Here is a 16,773-nt window from a genome sequence, read left to right as displayed (position 1 = left end):
CTACCTTGTTTCTATTTAAGGAATGTACCTAAACTCGTTGATGCTCGTAAAAAATAAGGAGCGTAGTTCTCACTACCGTTCGAACTGCGTCAATGTTCCTAAGCTCGTCTACGTCCCTATTTGACTGCTTTCACCATTATAATAAGGAACGTAGTTTTCGCTCCGCTCAAACTGCGTCAACGTACCTAAACTCGCTGATGCTCGTAAAGGTACGTAGAAAAAAAAGCCACCGGTTTTGGTGGCTCTTATAGGGAGATTATTATGAAAAAGTTTTAGGAGTTTTATCATTCAAAGTTAGGAGGTCTTTGATGATGGTATTAGTATACGACGGGAAGCTTAAAGTTTCCTTATAGTCATTTTTTAAATTTTTTTCAAAAAAAGAGGAGGTTCCAAGCAAAGATTTCACATCCTTGTTTGGCCACTCCCCTGTCCTCATTATTTCTTAGCAATGGCATGGTAGCTAGTCTTGCTGGTGAAGACTTGACCCGCTCTCAAGATAACCTTTTCAGCTTGGTCGCTATGAATGGCATCTGGTACGGTTTGGAATTCTAAGGCCAAGCCATTATGCTGAACCATTGGTTTTCCTTCCAGATAAACCGTTTCATCCACAAAGTTAGCAGAATACACCACCAAGGCGGGAGCCTCTGACTTGAAGGTCAAGAAACGTCCAGATGGCTGATGGTAAAGAAAGCCTGCATTCTCATGCCCTTCTGGCAGAGCGAAAGGATGGTCCAAGCCTTCTACCAGGCGGATTTGCGGATCCGAATCCTTAAAGAGATCCTCTAAGAGCATAGCTTGGTAGAGATGCTGAACGATCGGACTTTCTTTGTCCACAGTGTGAATAGGGACACCGTCGGGATGGATAGGGTAAAGCCCTTGATGGTTGATCTGAAAGACATGATCATTAATCGGCTGAGTGAAGTTGCCCGATAGGTTGAAATAGCTGTGGTTGGTCGGATTAACTAGAGTATCTTGGTCCGTTTCTACTCGATAGCTGATTTCCAACTCCCCTGATTCCGTCAAGCCATAGGTCACCCAGATCTTGAGATTTCCAGGGAAACCACCGGTACCATCTGCACGCTCTGTGTACAGGGTGATTTCTTGGTCTGTCACGGATTCCACGCTAAACAAGGCGCTGTCCCAGCCAGTCGATCCACTGTGGTTGCAGTTGGCACCATTATTGGCTTCTAAGTGATAGGTTTGACCATTGAGCTCAAAGCTGGCCCCTGCGATCCGACCCGCGACTGGGCCAATACCGGCTCCATACTTGGGGCTATTGCCGACATAGGCATCAAAATTGTCAAAGCCCAATACAATATTAGCGAATTGATCCTGTTTGTCAGGCGTCACATACTCTAAGATCGTCGCCCCATAGGTCATGACAGACAATTGATAACCCAGGTCATTTTCGAGGCGATAAGCTTCTACGTCTTGGCCGTCCAGTTGACCAAATAGATATTTTTGATAGTGTTTCACAAGTTGTCTCCTCCAAGATCATTCATTCTAGTGAAAAGGGTGAATCACCACTCCTTGTACAACACGGTTGACTGTTCCAGTTGGTGATGGCGTGTCTGGGCGGTTTTGAACCTTGAGCGAAGTCAAGAGAGAAATCAATTGACCGTAGATAATGTAAGGGAAGGCACGGTAGATATCTAGTGAGTCTGCAGAAGCTTCTACTAACACTTCTCGTACCTGCTCAATACCTGCAGCTTGGTCCGTCAAGAGGACGACCTGACGGGCAATCTGATCCCCTGCTACTTCTCCAACCAAATCTAGATCATACTGACGCGTATAAGGATCAATGGAGCCAAATACCAAGACGAGAGTTTGGTCATTGATAAGGGATTTCGGTCCGTGACGGAAGCCGACAGGACTCTCGTACATGGTCGCGATTTTACCGGCAGTCAATTCCAAAATCTTGAGCTGAGCTTCGTGAGCTAGCCCAAAGAAAGGTCCTGCCCCCAGATAGATGACACGCTCGAAATCTAAATCTACAACTTCCTTGACCTCACTATCTTTTTCCAAGACTTGCTCTGACAGGTGAATCAGTTCTTCTACTCGTTTTGCCTTGATTTCTTCCTCACTTGGATCAAAGACCAAGAGGGCTGTCAAAAGCATAGAGGTAAAGCTGGAGGTCATAGCAAAGCCGGCATCGTTGGTTTCTTTCGGCTGTAAGAGCCAGAGATTGCGCTCATCTCCGTGGGCTTGCTGGGCCAGTTTTCCTTCTGCTGCACAGGTAATGGTGATCTGATAAAGTTCATCGACTAAGTTTTGGGCCAGTTGCACGGTCGCAACACTTTCAGGCGAGTTGCCACTTCGTGCGAAGGAAACCAAGACAGTCGGCACTTCTTTTTTGAGGTAGGTTTGCGGATGCGCTACGATATCGGTCGTCGCAATGGATTGGAAATTCCAGTGGCGTTCATCGTGCACTTCCTGCAAATACGGAACCAAGGTGTCCCCCACATAGGCTGAAGTCCCTGCCCCTGTCAAGATGACCTTGATGTAGCCATGACGCTTCCCAATAGCCTCCAAAAACTCTTGGATTTCTTTTGCTTTCTCTTGATAGAGACGATAGGTTTCTTTCCAAACTTCTGGTTGCTGGTAAATTTCGCGCGTCGTAATCTCAGCCCCCAGTTCCAGCAGTTCTTCTTTTGTATAATCTAGCATGCTTCTCCTCTTTTCTACTCGCCTTATAAGCGGTAAGAGGCCGAGACAATTGTCCCAGCCCCATTCCGAATGTTCAAGCGGTTTTCGCTATCGTATTTTACTCATCCTCGTCGTCATCAAAGCTGGACAAGAGATCATTAACCTTCACGATGCTTTCTTGTGCACGCGCTGGATAAGCTTCTTCTCCTCCGACCAGGCTGTTATTAATAAATTCAATTACCATTGGCAAGTTCATCCCTGCATAGAGGTCAATGGCACGCCCTTCAAGAATCAGACGGCTAACCGTATTACAAGGAGTCCCTCCCAAAAGGTCCGCAAAGACGATGTAGTCCTCAAAGTCTGAAACACAGGCTTCAAACTTGGCTGTAAACTCCTCAGGACCTTCCTCTGGCAAGAGGGCCACGGCATGAATGTTGTCTTGTGGTCCCATAATCATTTCTGTACTGGCTTTGAGCTCTTCACAGAAGCGACCATGACTGACCAATACTAGGTGTTTTGCCATACCTTACTCCATTATTCCATTCCAAAGAAGAAATGACCAAAGGCAGAGAAGGAAATAGCTGCGACGATAATCAACAAGATAGCCTTGGTTGAGTTCATACCCTTACGTCCGAGCAACCAGTAGATCGCACCTGTGATGATAGCTGGAACCAAACGTGGGAAGATCAAGTTAAGCATGTCTTGGATATCGATAGCTTTGTCCCCGATGTGTGGCATCCATGATACATCGACATTGATCATAGACGCAATCAAGGCACCGACCATGAAGATACCAAGAACAGAAGCCGCTTCGATCAAAGCTGTCAAGGTACTTTGCATGTTGTTGATTAAGTTGGTACCTTCTTTATAAGCAAATTCCAACTGTTTCCAACGGAAGATATCATAGACTACCGCTACCGCAATCCAAAGGAAAATCCCCCATGGTTGACCTTGTGATGCGATTGTTGCTGCAATAGATCCCATAATGGCTGGAACCAAAGACCCAAAGATAGAGTCTCCAAGAGGGGCAAATGGTCCCATGAGACCTGTCTTGATCCCGTTCACCGCATCTTTAGAGTTGACACCATCTTTTTCTTCCAAGGCCAAATCAAAACCAGTGATAATAGTGTGGAAGAATGGTGAAGTATTGAAGAATTGCGTATGCAATTTCATCATTTCTTTCAATTCAGGAGTACCGTCTCCATACATTTTCCGCAATTGTGGAAGAAGCATGTAAAGGTAACCAGAAGCCTGCATCCGTTCGTAGTTCCAACCCAATTGGAAGGTGAAGAGGCTACGTTTGTTGATTTGTTTGAAATCCTCTTTAGTGAGTTTGTAGTTCTTAGAATTCGTCATCTTCAATTTCCCCGCTTTCTACATTGCTTGCTGGAGCAGCTACAACCGTACGTTGGCTGTTTTTAAAGTGTTGCACTGCAAGGAAGATACCAATGATGGCAACCCCGATCATAGATACAGATTTGAAGTTGTTTGTGAAGGCAACCATTTGTTCTTTTGGAAGTTTTGCAAAAGCATCTGTTCCAAGCATTGCTGAAACGGCATTACCAACACTTTGGACATTTCCATAAAGTACTGTCAACATTGCTGTCAAGCCAAAACCAAGAGCAAGATAGTGAAGGTGACGTTTCACAGGTAAGTAGTGAAGCAAGATCGCAAATCCAAGACCTGGAAGCATACGTCCTGCAAGTGTCAAACCATTCGCAATCCATTTATATTGTTCAACAAAGTCTACAATAGATTGAACATAAGCCCCACCGAACTTAAGAGCTAAGAAGACTGGAAGGGCACGAGAAAGAGCCCAAGGAAGAGCACCGAGAAGGTAGTTGCGTTCAATTCCTTTGTAGTCAAAGCGTTCAATCGCCGCATCAATACGGTGTGCAAAGGCAGTTGTACTCATCCGACCAAGGATATCTGCATAAGTCAAGAGACCTGCTACCGGAACTGCAATCGTTGCAATCGCAATTTCTGGTTTGATTCCTCCTGCTACTGAGAAGGCAGTTGCAAGAACGGCACCAGAAGTCGCGTCGATACGAGAAGCTCCACCAAAAGTACCAACACCGAGTACTGTCAATTGAAGAGCTGCTCCAATATAGAGACCTGTTCCTAAATCTCCCATGACAAGTCCTGTAATGAAACCAGCAAAGACTGGTGATCCTGCTGATGAAACGATCGTCAACTCATCACAGATTTGATAAGCTGAGTACAAAGTAAGTAGTAAAATTTGCCACCATTGTATCATGACAATTTCCTCCTAAAATTTTTCTTTTTTATTTATAAACTATTTGAGCAACTTTAAGAAGTCTTCAACTGGATCATTTGGAACCATTTGAGCAGTTAACTTAACTCCTTTTTCAGCTAGCTTGTGGAAAGCTTCCACATCGGCATCCACTACGTTGATCGAACGAGTAATCGGACGAGTCTCATCTGATTGAGACATGTTCCCTACGTTTAAGGTTTCAAGTGGTACACCTGCTTCTACCAAACCAAGGAAGCGGTCTGGCTTGCGGGCTACGATGAAGAGACGTTGGCTGTCATATTTTCCAGCCAAGATATTTTCTGCAGCCTTTGCCACTGGCAAGATACTAAGCTTAACACCAGGTGGTGTCGCTAGTTTCAAGCCACTTTTTTCGATATCATTTTGAGCGACTTCATCATCGATCACCATGATACGTGAAACATTTAGTTTGGTAGTCCAAAGGTTGGCTACCTGCCCGTGGATCAAACGTCCATCGATACGGCATCCTACAATAGTCATAAGTTTTCCCCCTTTACTTCTTTGAATGTAGGTTGTGAAACAAGTTTCAAGGTCTCCTTCCAAGTGCCCTCTGTCTCAAAGACGAGGATCTCATTTTCCCCATCTTTGAGAAAACCATGAGGGATGTAGAGGGAGAGTGTTGGACCGACTTCCCAGAAACGACCGATATGGTGGCCATTTACAAGAACGATCCCTTTTCCAAATCCAGTCAGATCAAGGAAGGTATCCTCAACCTGATCTAGATGAAAAGCAAATTGATAAAAAGCTGGTTGACCTTCTTGCCATTCTTTCGAAAAATCCAAGCGATCCAGCTGGCTAAAATCAAGCGCATATTGTTTCCAATGAAGCTTGAAATGAAGATCGATACAAACCCCTGTTCGGATTCCTTTTCGCTGGGTGTCCGCTAAGAGTTTGTGCCCATAATTGACTCTTCCCATGTTTTCGATCAAGAGTTTTAAGTTTGTAATCGTTTTCTTTTTTCCGTTTAAAAAAAGATCTTGACCGATTTCTTCTTGGTATTGAGTGGCAATCAACTGATCATTGGCATACACCTGTACCCGATCACGCGCATCAATGATACGCAAGCGCTCTTCTTCTGCATCCATTTCCACTTCTGTCTCATAGAGCAGATAGCCTAATGGGTGGTCGATTTCTTCCATGGTTTGTGGGTAAAGACTTTCTGTGACTTGAGCAATCTCGTTTAAATTGCCGAACAAACTAGTCTTTTTGGTCAACTCCAATGTTCGTTCAGATAAACTCGACTTCACAAGCGGATCCATCTGTGGATACTCTGGATAGTAGGTCGCCATCATCTGCTTGACTGCATAGTACTTAGGTGTCGGGTTGCCCTGCTCATCTAAGAGAGCGTCATAGTCGTAGGATGTTACTTGCGGGAGATCCACGGTCCCTCGTGCTGAGCAGCCGTTCATAAATCCAAAGTTGGTCCCACCATGAAACATGTAGAGATTGATAGAGCCTTCTTGTAAGACCTCATGGACTGCTTCTGCCAACTCTTCTGGATCTCGCTTGATGATGGGTTCTTTCCAACGATTGAACCAGCCATCCCAAAATTCCATACACATGAGCGGCCACTCTTTGTCATGCTCCGCAAAGAACTCTTTCATCTGAGAGAAATTATAATTTGCTCGCGAACCAAAATTACCGGTTACAAAGAGTCCATCCTCAATCAAAGTCCCTGCTCGAAGAGTCGCCCTCCAAGGTCCATCAGAAGTAAAGAGTGGACAGGTAATGTCCCGCTCAATCATTAGATCTCTGATCGCCCGAAGATAGGCTTTGTCTTCGCCGTAAGAGCCGTATTCGTTCTCGACCTGCATCATGAGGATATTGCCCCCACGATCCAATTGGTACTTGGCCACACGTGGCAGGAGATCGTCGTAATAGCGAGCCACTTCCTCGAGAAAGGCTGGATCTGATGAACGAATCCGAAGGTCTTCTTCGATTAACCAGGCTGGCAAGCCCCCAAATTCCCACTCCGAACAAATAAACGGTGATGGACGGAGAATCACATACAGATCCAACTCTTGAGCTACTTGGATAAAGTGCTCCAGGTCCAAATTCCCTTCAAAGTGAAAGTGGCCTCTTTGTGGCTCATGAGCATTCCATGGAACATAGGTTTCAACAGTATTAAAACCTAGAGCTTTTAGGTTATATAAGGAATGATACCAATCCTCACGATTGATCCGAAAATAATGAATTGCACCAGATAAAATCTTAAAAGGTTGATCATTTAAATAAAAATCTTCACGGATTTCAAATGCCCCCATACTGAGAACCTCCTTCTAAGAAACCCTTTTCATTTATTAATATAATATATTAATAAAAAAATGTCAACAACTTTTAAAAAAATATGTTAAAATAATATTAACAAGGGATATCCGAAAGAAGAGGTGAAGTACATGGCAATCCCAAAATACCAACACATCAAAGATGATTTGAAGCAACAAATTATCTCAGGCAAATTCGAAAATGGAGATAAATTTTACACAGAAGCCGAGCTGATTAAGATTTATAATGTTAGCTCGATTACTGTTGTTCGTGCTTTGAACGATTTGGCTAGCGATGGATACATCGTCCGCCAACAAGGAAAAGGAACCTTTGTTTCGCGCGCTAGAAAACACAAGCTGGTTGAGTTTTCAGACGTTGAAACCTTCCCTATCCAAAAAGCGACCGTAAAAGTTCTCTCTATTAAGCGTGGCAACGCGCTGAACATCTTGGATAAACTAGGGCTCGCTCCGACTCAATTCTATTATAAGATTGATCGGACCCGTCATATTGGTGAAGATACCTATATCTACCACCAGACCTATGTCCCAGAGCAATATATTAACCCAAATTATCCGAGCTTAGATTACTATAGTTCGATTTATGATCGCTTCAAAGAAGATTATCATATTCATATGAATGATGAACACTTTGAAGAAATCAATGATATTGTATTTCCAACACCAAGCAAAATCGCTTCTGTGTTGAATATCGATGAAAACTTCCCAACTGTCCGTCAAGTGAAGACGACAAAATTGGAAGCGACCGGTCAAATTCTCGAATATAGCGAAACCTATAAACGCGGCGACTACTATAAAATCAAATTTATCTCTTGTGATCGTGATCATTGATCATTCAAAGTCTGGGGTTTGGCCTCAGACTTTTATGATACAAATTATAGCATGAAAAAATAGTTCCTAAAACATGTAAAACGAATAATCTATAATTAGTGATAGACTTCCTATAAATAGTTTAATCAGTCAAAATTTATTATGATAAATTCAGGGTCTAGAGCACCTAATATTGGTAAAGAAAAAGACAAATATCTTCAGATATTTGTCTTTTTTTAATCAAGTCTATAAAGGGCTTTAGTCACCCAAACCGATGCGTTCGAAGATTTCATCCACCCGTTTGGTGTAGTAAGTTGGGTTAAAGATTTCGTCGATTTCTTCTTGAGTGAGGCGTGATGTCACTTCTGGATCTGCTTCAAGAAGTGGCTTGAAGTCTACTTGGTTATCCCATGATTGGGCAGTCTTCGGTTGAACAAGGTCGTAAGCTTGCTCACGCGTCATGCCTTTTTCAATCAAAGTCAGCATAGCACGTTGGCTGAAGATCAAACCAAATGTAGAGTTCATGTTGCGGATCATGTTTTCTGGGAAGACTGTCAAGTTCTTAACGATGTTTCCGAAACGATTGAGCATATAATCAATCAAGATGGTTGTGTCTGGTGCAATGATCCGCTCAGCTGATGAGTGAGAGATATCCCGTTCGTGCCAAAGGGCTACGTTTTCATAAGCTGTTACCATGTGACCACGGATCACACGCGCAAGACCTGTCATGTTTTCAGAACCGATTGGGTTACGTTTGTGAGGCATTGCTGAAGACCCTTTTTGACCTTTGGCAAAGAACTCTTCCACTTCACGTTGTTCTGATTTTTGAAGACCACGAATTTCAGTCGCCATACGCTCGATAGAAGTTGCGATGCTCGCAAGAACTGCAAAGTACTCAGCGTGAAGATCACGAGGAAGCACCTGTGTAGAGATTTCTTGAGCACGGATACCGAGTTTGTCGCAGACATATTTTTCAACGAATGGTGGGATATTGGCAAAGTTACCAACCGCACCAGAAATCTTACCAGCTTCCACACCAGCAGCCGCATGCTCGAAACGCTCGATGTTCCGTTTCATTTCGCTGTACCAAGTGGCCAATTTAAGACCAAAAGTTGTCGGTTCAGCGTGCACACCGTGGGTCCGACCCATCATGATAGTGAACTTGTGTTCTTTCGCTTTGTCAGCGATGATGTTGAGGAAGTTTTCAAGATCCTTGCGAATGATGTCGTTGGCTTGTTTGTAGAGGTAACCATAGGCAGTGTCCACCACGTCAGTAGAAGTCAAACCATAGTGAACCCACTTACGCTCTTCACCAAGAGTCTCAGAAACCGCACGTGTGAAGGCAACCACATCGTGACGAGTTTGCTGCTCGATTTCAAGAATACGGTCGATGTCAAAATCCGCTTTTTCACGAATCAAAGCCACATCTTCCTTAGGAATTTCTCCCAATTCAGCCCATGCTTCGTCAGCCAAGATTTCCACCTCAAGCCAAGCACGGTATTTATTTTCTTCAGTCCAAATGTTCGCCATTTCAGGGCGACTATATCTATCAATCATGTTTTCTTTTCCTTTCTTTTGATGTTTCACTTATGTGGGGCGGACGTCAGCAGCTTCCTGCGGAATCTCATGACTAAATCTTGAGCCTCTAGTCTCAAGATTTCCGTCGCTTACGCTTTCCCCACGGCGTGAAACATCCGTTTAACGAACAAAAGTCGTTTTATTCAAATTCTTCTTTCCCAATCCACACAGATGGATAATGATCCAGTGTGTTCAAATCCGTATCTAACGGTAGATCATAGATGGCTAAATAGTTTTCAGGATATTGTGCAACTAGCTCTTCATACTTAGCTTTCACTTTTTCATGATCACTACTAGCATACAAGACTTCGACGACTGCTCCAGTCTTTTCTTTTTCAACAAATGCGTTGACAATGAGTTGAATCATAAAACCTCCTAAAAAGAAATCCCCTTCATATTTGCTTCCAGAATAGGCATCTTCACACCTAACTCTTGATCGGTCTGATAGACACTCTGACAACAATAGAAGATGTCCTGTTTATCATTGTGCAAGGTCATGATTTTTCGGGTCAGCTCATTTTTAGCAAACATGACTTTCATGGCTTTTCCGGCAATCCAAGCGGGAATTTTATAAGGTAAGAGTTCGGCTTTGTAAAGCTTCAAATTCACCCCACACGCTTCTACGACTTTCAAAGCTTCCCGAATGGCCTTAATGGCTAATGATAATTCCGAAGAACTATTCATCAAGTTCAAAGCCAATTCTTCTGGATTTTCCAGATTCCCTGAACGTGCAGCTGTCGAAGTAACACCCGCATTAATCGCCATGTGAATCCAAATCCACTCGACCATATCATGAGGCACTTCCCACTTCAAATCTGCAGAAGTCAGCAAAGTCGTCAAATCAGAATAGTTAGAAATGTGTGCTTTTTGCTCACCTTCTAGCATTAAATGGTCGAACAAGACACCATCCAAATGGTCCTCCTGCATGTGACCTCCAGCTGTCGGAAAGGCCAGAATATAGTCATAATCTCCTGCCCACTCTTGGACATCTTTTCGTGTATTCCAGAAATTGCAGAAGAAAACGAGGGTGCCTTTGATATTATTTTTTCGCAAGGTTTCCACGGCTTCTTTGACAAAACCATGACGTACACTTAGAAAAATAAAATCATATTCCGAATCAGCTTCCGCCACATGAACCTCATAGGTGTCGTGTTTGTTTTCACCTTTGGAATGATAGCGACCATCTAGTAGATCAACCGACAACTCCTTCGGAGCAGTGCTTTTCTTACTATCTCTCAGTACGTGTTCCACTTGATGGCCTGCTTTTTGAAAGGCGTAGGCATAAGTAGTCCCGATGACTCCAAGTCCTAGAATCGCTATTTTCACTTAAAAATCAATCCCTTTCCCAAACTCAACTACATTGTCTGGTTCACTACTAAACAAGGTCACATGTCCCATTTTGCGGTTGTGCTTTGCTTCTAGTTTACCATATAAGTGGAGGTGAGCGCTTGGATTTTCTGTCACATATGTTTCAGCTGCCTCGACGTGCTGTCCAAGTACATTGAGCATAACTGCAGGCGCATGGAGGTGAATAGCAGGAAGTGGTGCTCCGAGAACGCCCAAGATATGGGTGTCAAACTGTGAGAAGTCGCAGGTTTCGATTGAGTAGTGCCCTGAATTGTGTGGACGTGGCGCGATTTCGTTGACAATGATGTCATCAGCCGTCGCAAACATTTCTACACAAAGTGTACCAGACAAGTTAAGTTGTTCTGCGATTCGCACCGCCATGGCCTTGGCTTTTTCAGCTAGACTTTCAGAAATGCGAGCAGGCACAATGGTCTTTGAAAGAATGTTGTTGCGGTGGATATTTTCCTGAACAGGGAAGACTGTCACGTCCTTACCATTACCAGACACGATGACTGAAATCTCAAGATCAAAGTTGACGAACTCTTCTAAAACGCAGTCTGCTGAATCAGCTAGTACATAGGCTTCTTCCAAATCTGCTTCTGAACGAATAACCTTTTGACCATGGCCGTCGTAACCACCGGTCGCTGTCTTGAGGACATAGTTTTTAGACAGGTCGATATCTGCCAAGTCTTTGCTAGAAGTTACGACCTTATATGGTGCTACAGTAACTTGTGCCTTGTTTGCGAGAAAGTCCTTTTCAAAGATGCGATTTTGAGAGATGCGGAGTAGATCGGTCCCTTGTGGGAGCTGTCCTTCTTTGATAACAGCATCCAAACCATCAGCATCCACATTTTCAAATTCATAAGTGAGAACATCACAGCGATCTGCCAACTGACGAAGAGCATCTACGTCGTCGTAAGGGGACACGATGATTTCCGCCACGCGAGAGGCTGGGCAATCAGCTGCTGGGTCCAGTGCGATAACCTTGTGCCCCATGTAGATAGCTGAGATTGCCATCATCTGACCGAGCTGGCCACCACCGATGACCCCAATGGTTTTAGTTGAGCTCATTTGTAGACTCCTCTGCGATTTTTCCTTGTTCTTCTGCGAAATCTGCCAAAGCTGTCGCGATAGCTTGATCCTCTACTGAAAGAAGACGGAGGGCAAAGAGGGCTGCGTTAGTCGCTCCTGCTTCACCGATCGCCATAGTTGCGACAGGCACGCCACCTGGCATCTGAACGATGGAATAAAGTGAATCCACACCGCTAAGGGCACGTGATTTGACGGGTACCCCGATAACTGGAAGGGTTGTTTTAGCTGCGACCATCCCTGGTAAGTGGGCTGCCCCACCTGCACCCGCGATGATGACCTTGATACCATGGCTACGTGCTTCTTCCGCATGTTTGAACATGAGGTCAGGCGTCCGGTGTGCGGAAACAACTTTCTTTTCGTAAGCGACGCCGAAGTTGTCGAGGACTTCAGCAGCTTTTTGCATGGTTGCCCAGTCGGATTTTGAGCCCATGATAATGGAAATTACTGGTTTCATTTCTTCTCCTTTTTTGATAATCGTCTATTGTAGTGCGGACGTAAGCGACCGCCTGGGGCGTTCCATTACTAAAACTGGAGCCCGAGTCTCCAGTTTCCCGCTCCTAGTAGCAAAGCTACTAGGAGTTCCACTACTGCGACAATTATTCTATACTAGCTCGCTTTCGCTCGCCTTTTACGACCTACGGTCGCTAATTATTTATTCGCCTTGCTACCGATATCCGTACGGTAGAACAAGCCTTCTGTGTTTTGTTTGTTGAGTTCGTTGTAGATAATGTTTTGGCCGTCTTTGACAGTATCTGCTGTTGTGACTAGCATATAAACGCGTCCTCCGTTTGAGAGGAGGTCTTGCCCGTTTTCAGCGAATTTGGCACCAGCATAGTAAGTGATGATGTCACCATCTGTCTTGGCTGGAAGCTTGACACCCTTCTCATAAGCGAGTGGGTAGCCGTTTGAGGCTACAACCACGCCCAATGTCACACCCTTGTCCGTCCAAGTGATGGCCGGCTCTTTGCCATCCAAAATGTCAGTGATGTTTTGTGCAAAGTCAGATGTCAAACGAGGCAAGATGATTTGCGTTTCAGGATCTCCAAAACGAGAGTTGAACTCGATGACTTTCGGGCCATCAGCTGTCAAGATTAGCCCCGCGTAAAGGACACCAAGGTAGGGACGTCCTTCTTTAATCATACCTTCAAGAACTGGCTTGACAATAGTGTCAACCGCTGTGTCAACCACTCTCTGTGGCAAGTGAGGAACTGGCGCATAGGCCCCCATCCCACCAGTGTTAGGACCCTTGTCACCATCGTAGGCACGTTTGTGGTCCTGAGCTGTTGGCATGATGTAGAACTTGTCCCCATTGACAAAGGCAAAGAGAGAGAACTCTTCTCCATCAAGGAATTCCTCGATGACCACACGCGCACCTGAGTCCCCAAATTTATTGTCCAAAAGCATCTCGTGAGTGGCTTCAACTGCTTGCTCAACTGTCTCCGCAACGACCACACCTTTACCAAGGGCCAAACCATCTGCCTTGACGACGATTGGAGCACCTTTCTCCTCGATATAGGCCTTGGCTTCCTCAAAATCTGAAAATGTCCCATAGGCTGCTGTCGGAACTCCGTATTTGACCATGATTTCCTTAGCAAAATCCTTAGACCACTCCAGCTCAGCCGCAGCCTTGGTCGGACCAAATGCCTTGAGTCCAGCCGCATTGAAATCATCCACGATACCAGCCGCAAGGGCATCATCTGGACCGATAAAGGTCCAAGCAATATCGTTGACTTTTACGAAGTCAATCAGCTTAGAATGTTCGGAAATTCCGATATTGATCAAATCCAGACCATCTAATCGCATCCCGTCATTACCAGGAGCCACAAAAACCTGCTCAACGTTTGTAGACTCCAACAACTTCTTGGCAATCGCATGCTCACGACCGCCAGATCCAACAACCAAAAGTTTCATCTCGAACCTCTTTTGCGAATTATTTTATTAAATTATATCATAATCGTTCGCTTTATTCTAATATTTCAAGGAATATCCGATGATTTTCATTAGAAAACAAACTTTTTTCATTATTTTTTAAATTTCTGCTCCTTTTTACGAATATTATAATTGAGACCTCTAATATTTTTTAAAAAAGGAGTTTTATGCAGAGAATAAAGAAACTACTCTTAGCAGCTTGTCTTTTCTGGGCAGGAGCTTCACAAGTTGCAAGAGCAGACCAAAACGTCAATTACATCTACAAAGAAAAGGGACAATTAGTTGTCCACCTCGGGACCATTCCAGACCGCTTCCAAAGCGTTAGCGTCCCCATTTGGTCCGAGCAAAATGGCCAGGACGACCTCATTTGGTATCCTGTCCAACGAGGAGAAAATGGGTTTGACTTGCAAGTACCTCTGACCAATCATTTGGATCAAGCTGGACTTTATCACATCCATGTCTACGGGATCAATTCTTACGGAAATATTGAAGGACTGTTTCCTCTACAGACAATCGTTGAGGAAAAAGACCTGGCTTCTTCCCAACCCAAGATTACCGTCCGACCTAGCACTGCACAGCTATTTGAGATCCAACTCCAGCTTTTTGAAGATGTGGAGGAGGTCTTCTTTCCCATCTGGTCTGAACAAGATGGCCAAGACGACCTGATCTGGTATCCCGCAAAAAGAACGGCACCTGGTCGCTACCAATTATCCTTCAATGCAGAGAAACATACAGGGAAAGGAACCTTTCATCTCCACGTCTACCAAAAAGACAAGGGGCACTTAAAAGGTTTACTTGCCACTGAATTTCAGGTCGAGCGGGCTAAACCTGCTCCACTGGTCACTCAACCGGATAATTACTATCCCGTCGGCGAATGTACCTGGGCAGCCAAAGAGCTGGCTCCTTGGTCACAAAACTGGTGGGGTAACGGTGGTATGTGGGCAGCTAGTGCACGCGTTGCGGGCTTCCGGACAGGAAACACCCCAGAGGTCGGAGCTATCGCCTGTTGGGATAATGGAGGCTATGGCCACGTTGCAGTCGTGACGGAGGTCGAACATGATCAAAAGATCCAAGTGAAGGAAGCTAATTACAATGGAAATCGGACCATCAACAATTTCCGTGGCTGGTTTGACCCCACGAATATTGTCTGGGGAACGGTCAGCTATATCTATCCAAATTAAGGAATTCCTAACCAACAAAAAAGGCGCTCATCCATCGATGAGTGCCTTTTTAGGTTAATGTCTGAAGTGACGAACACCTGTAAAGATCATGGTTAAGCCATATTTGTCAGCAGCCTCGATCGACTCTTGGTCACGGACGGAACCACCTGGTTGGATGATCGCTTTGATACCTGCTTTGGCGATTTCTTCCACGTTATCTGCAAATGGGAAGAAGGCATCTGAAGCAAGGACAGCGCCGTCAAGGCGGTCTTTAGCTTGGTCAATAGCGATGCGGACAGATGCCACACGATTGGTTTGACCTGGGCCAACGCCAAGTGTCATGTGGTCATTGGTCACGATGATCCCATTTGATTTGACGTACTTGATAGCTTTCCAAGCAAACTCAAGAGCTGTCGCTTCTGTCTCCGTTGGTTGGCGTTTGGTCACTACTTGCCAGTCAGCTGGACTTTCTTTGACAACGTCTTGGTTTTGAACGAGGAGACCACCAACAACACCAGTGTATTCTGCTTCTACTTCGCTAGCATCTTGAGCGTCAAATGGCAAGGAAAGGATCCGCAAGTTTTTCTTTTTATTGGTCAAAATGGCTAGCGCTTCATCTGTATAGCTTGGTGCAATGATGATTTCAAGGAAGACACCGTGCATTTTTTGAGCTGTCGCAGCATCCACTTCACGGTTGAGAACGACGATACCACCGAAGATAGATACTGGGTCAGACTCATAAGCGTAGTCCCAAGCCGTTTCGATATCGTCAGCTTGACCAATCCCACATGGATTCATGTGTTTCAGGGCCACAACGGTTGGACGGTCTTTGAAATCACGGATGATCCGAATCGCAGCATCCGCGTCACGGATATTGTTGAAGGACAATTCTTTCCCATTAAGCTGTTTCGCTGATGCAATCGAATAATCCGTTGGCAAGGCTTTTTGGTAGAAATCTGCGTCTTGTTGAGGGTTTTCACCGTAACGCATTGCCTGCTTGAGATCATACGTCAGAGTGAGTTTTTCAGGTTTTTCTTCACCCACTTGAGCTGTGAAGTATTCTGCGATCAAGGCATCATAGGCTGCTGTGTGGCGAAAGACTTTGGCTGCCAGATGTTGGCGAGTTTCGTAACTTGTTTCGCCGTTGGCTACCAATTCGTCAAGCACCACAGCATAATCAGCAGGGTCTACCACAACCGTTACGCTAGCGTGGTTTTTCGCTGCTGAACGAAGCATGGATGGTCCACCGATATCAATGTTCTCCACCGCGTCAGCGTAAGTCACATCTGGTTTAAGGATGGTTTCCTTAAATGGGTAAAGGTTGACCACAACAAGGTCGATGAGCTCAATCTGATTATCCTTAGCAGCCTCTAGGTGACTATCAAGGTCACGACGAGCGAGGAGACCTCCGTGGATATTTGGGTGGAGGGTCTTGACACGACCGTCCATCATTTCTGGGAAACCAGTCACATCATCGATGGCGATAGTGTCCACCCCAGCATTATCAAGGGCAACTTTGGTACCACCTGTTGAGATGATGTCCCAACCGAGTTTTTTTAGTTCTTGGGCAAATTCAACAATACCCGCTTTGTCTGAAACACTAATTAGTGCGCGTTTAGTCATTTTCTTTCTTTTC

At 44.8% G+C, this 16,773-nt stretch carries 16 protein-coding genes; 2 read left to right on the top strand and 14 right to left on the bottom strand.

Annotation, left to right across the window (positions count from 1 at the left end; genetic code table 11):
* Positions 1 to 435 precede the first annotated feature (435 nt).
* The 7 genes from I2C87_RS08425 to I2C87_RS08395 all read right to left on the bottom strand — a co-directional run bounded on the left by I2C87_RS08425 (position 436) and on the right by I2C87_RS08395 (position 7,203).
* Positions 436 to 1,476: an aldose epimerase family protein gene (locus I2C87_RS08425; protein WP_195324621.1), complete on the bottom strand. Its 1,041-nt coding sequence runs from the start codon at positions 1,474 to 1,476 to the stop codon at positions 436 to 438.
* A 27-nt stretch (positions 1,477 to 1,503) separates the two neighbouring features.
* Entirely contained in the window at positions 1,504 to 2,667 is a 1,164-nt protein-coding gene (locus I2C87_RS08420) for an SIS domain-containing protein (RefSeq protein ID WP_195324619.1), read from the bottom strand.
* Between the two features lie 97 nt (positions 2,668 to 2,764).
* Complete coding sequence (locus I2C87_RS08415; protein ID WP_195324608.1) at positions 2,765 to 3,169, bottom strand: PTS sugar transporter subunit IIA; 405 nt, start codon at positions 3,167 to 3,169, stop codon at positions 2,765 to 2,767.
* Between the two features lie 11 nt (positions 3,170 to 3,180).
* Positions 3,181 to 4,002 carry a PTS system mannose/fructose/sorbose family transporter subunit IID gene (locus tag I2C87_RS08410; RefSeq protein ID WP_195324606.1) on the bottom strand — a complete coding sequence of 274 codons (822 nt, stop codon included), beginning with the start codon at positions 4,000 to 4,002 and terminating at the stop codon, positions 3,181 to 3,183.
* Complete coding sequence (locus I2C87_RS08405) at positions 3,989 to 4,903, bottom strand: PTS mannose/fructose/sorbose/N-acetylgalactosamine transporter subunit IIC (RefSeq protein WP_195324604.1); 915 nt, start codon at positions 4,901 to 4,903, stop codon at positions 3,989 to 3,991. Before I2C87_RS08405 ends, I2C87_RS08410 begins: the two co-directional genes overlap by 14 nt.
* 39 nt (positions 4,904 to 4,942) lie before the next feature.
* Entirely contained in the window at positions 4,943 to 5,419 is a 477-nt protein-coding gene (locus I2C87_RS08400) for a PTS system mannose/fructose/N-acetylgalactosamine-transporter subunit IIB (protein ID WP_023027469.1), read from the bottom strand.
* On the bottom strand, positions 5,416 to 7,203 hold the full coding sequence (locus I2C87_RS08395; protein WP_195324601.1) for a glycoside hydrolase family 35 protein: 1,788 nt from the start codon (positions 7,201 to 7,203) through the stop codon (positions 5,416 to 5,418). Before I2C87_RS08395 ends, I2C87_RS08400 begins: the two co-directional genes overlap by 4 nt.
* Positions 7,204 to 7,335: 132 nt before the next feature.
* Between I2C87_RS08395 and I2C87_RS08390 the strand changes: the two genes are divergently transcribed.
* Positions 7,336 to 8,052 carry a GntR family transcriptional regulator gene (locus I2C87_RS08390; protein WP_006595289.1) on the top strand — a complete coding sequence of 239 codons (717 nt, stop codon included), beginning with the start codon at positions 7,336 to 7,338 and terminating at the stop codon, positions 8,050 to 8,052.
* A 237-nt stretch (positions 8,053 to 8,289) separates the two neighbouring features.
* On the opposite strand, the gene purB is transcribed toward I2C87_RS08390, so the two are convergent.
* The 6 genes from purB to purD form a co-directional block, all read right to left on the bottom strand.
* Complete coding sequence (gene purB, locus I2C87_RS08385; RefSeq protein WP_003002393.1) at positions 8,290 to 9,588, bottom strand: adenylosuccinate lyase; 1,299 nt, start codon at positions 9,586 to 9,588, stop codon at positions 8,290 to 8,292.
* Positions 9,589 to 9,748: 160 nt separating this feature from the next.
* Complete coding sequence (locus I2C87_RS08380; protein WP_024054861.1) at positions 9,749 to 9,976, bottom strand: hypothetical protein; 228 nt, start codon at positions 9,974 to 9,976, stop codon at positions 9,749 to 9,751.
* 8 nt (positions 9,977 to 9,984) lie between these two features.
* Positions 9,985 to 10,935 (bottom strand): ketopantoate reductase family protein, encoded by a 951-nt coding sequence (locus I2C87_RS08375; protein ID WP_195324599.1) that lies wholly within the window; start codon positions 10,933 to 10,935, stop codon positions 9,985 to 9,987.
* Complete coding sequence (purK, locus tag I2C87_RS08370) at positions 10,936 to 12,027, bottom strand: 5-(carboxyamino)imidazole ribonucleotide synthase (protein WP_195324597.1); 1,092 nt, start codon at positions 12,025 to 12,027, stop codon at positions 10,936 to 10,938.
* Positions 12,014 to 12,502, bottom strand: a complete 489-nt coding sequence (gene purE, locus I2C87_RS08365; RefSeq protein WP_195324593.1) for a 5-(carboxyamino)imidazole ribonucleotide mutase — start codon at positions 12,500 to 12,502, stop codon at positions 12,014 to 12,016. The genes purK and purE overlap by 14 nt, the downstream gene beginning before the upstream one ends.
* Positions 12,503 to 12,696: 194 nt before the next feature.
* Positions 12,697 to 13,959, bottom strand: coding sequence for a phosphoribosylamine--glycine ligase (gene purD, locus I2C87_RS08360; RefSeq protein WP_195324591.1), 1,263 nt, complete (start codon positions 13,957 to 13,959; stop codon positions 12,697 to 12,699).
* A gap of 185 nt (positions 13,960 to 14,144) precedes the next feature.
* On the opposite strand from purD, the gene I2C87_RS08355 reads away from it, so the two are divergent.
* Entirely contained in the window at positions 14,145 to 15,158 is a 1,014-nt protein-coding gene (locus tag I2C87_RS08355) for a GBS Bsp-like repeat-containing protein (protein WP_195324589.1), read from the top strand.
* Between the two features lie 54 nt (positions 15,159 to 15,212).
* Here I2C87_RS08355 and purH read toward each other — a convergent pair whose 3' ends face one another.
* Complete coding sequence (gene purH, locus I2C87_RS08350; protein WP_195324587.1) at positions 15,213 to 16,760, bottom strand: bifunctional phosphoribosylaminoimidazolecarboxamide formyltransferase/IMP cyclohydrolase; 1,548 nt, start codon at positions 16,758 to 16,760, stop codon at positions 15,213 to 15,215.
* Positions 16,761 to 16,773 lie beyond the last annotated feature (13 nt).

The sequence above is a fragment of the Streptococcus sp. 1001283B150225_161107_H12 genome (genome assembly GCF_015552665.1).
In the GTDB taxonomy this organism is placed as follows: domain Bacteria; phylum Bacillota; class Bacilli; order Lactobacillales; family Streptococcaceae; genus Streptococcus.
Note: the sequence above shows the minus strand (reverse complement) of the source record. Positions and strands in the feature narration are given on the sequence as shown.

What these genes read in the sequence shown, in the direction of transcription:
- I2C87_RS08405 (WP_195324604.1), bottom strand. Translation starts at nt 4,903, where the DNA reads ATGATACAATGGTGGCAAATTTTACTACTTACTTTGTACTCAGCTTAT.
- I2C87_RS08355 (WP_195324589.1), top strand. Translation starts at nt 14,145, where the DNA reads ATGCAGAGAATAAAGAAACTACTCTTAGCAGCTTGTCTTTTCTGGGCA.
- I2C87_RS08415 (WP_195324608.1), bottom strand. Translation starts at nt 3,169, where the DNA reads ATGGCAAAACACCTAGTATTGGTCAGTCATGGTCGCTTCTGTGAAGAG.
- I2C87_RS08390 (WP_006595289.1), top strand. Translation starts at nt 7,336, where the DNA reads ATGGCAATCCCAAAATACCAACACATCAAAGATGATTTGAAGCAACAA.
- I2C87_RS08380 (WP_024054861.1), bottom strand. Translation starts at nt 9,976, where the DNA reads ATGATTCAACTCATTGTCAACGCATTTGTTGAAAAAGAAAAGACTGGA.
- I2C87_RS08410 (WP_195324606.1), bottom strand. Translation starts at nt 4,002, where the DNA reads ATGACGAATTCTAAGAACTACAAACTCACTAAAGAGGATTTCAAACAA.
- purH (WP_195324587.1), bottom strand. Translation starts at nt 16,760, where the DNA reads ATGACTAAACGCGCACTAATTAGTGTTTCAGACAAAGCGGGTATTGTT.
- purK (WP_195324597.1), bottom strand. Translation starts at nt 12,027, where the DNA reads ATGAGCTCAACTAAAACCATTGGGGTCATCGGTGGTGGCCAGCTCGGT.
- I2C87_RS08400 (WP_023027469.1), bottom strand. Translation starts at nt 5,419, where the DNA reads ATGACTATTGTAGGATGCCGTATCGATGGACGTTTGATCCACGGGCAG.
- purE (WP_195324593.1), bottom strand. Translation starts at nt 12,502, where the DNA reads ATGAAACCAGTAATTTCCATTATCATGGGCTCAAAATCCGACTGGGCA.
- purD (WP_195324591.1), bottom strand. Translation starts at nt 13,959, where the DNA reads ATGAAACTTTTGGTTGTTGGATCTGGCGGTCGTGAGCATGCGATTGCC.
- purB (WP_003002393.1), bottom strand. Translation starts at nt 9,588, where the DNA reads ATGATTGATAGATATAGTCGCCCTGAAATGGCGAACATTTGGACTGAA.
- I2C87_RS08395 (WP_195324601.1), bottom strand. Translation starts at nt 7,203, where the DNA reads ATGGGGGCATTTGAAATCCGTGAAGATTTTTATTTAAATGATCAACCT.
- I2C87_RS08420 (WP_195324619.1), bottom strand. Translation starts at nt 2,667, where the DNA reads ATGCTAGATTATACAAAAGAAGAACTGCTGGAACTGGGGGCTGAGATT.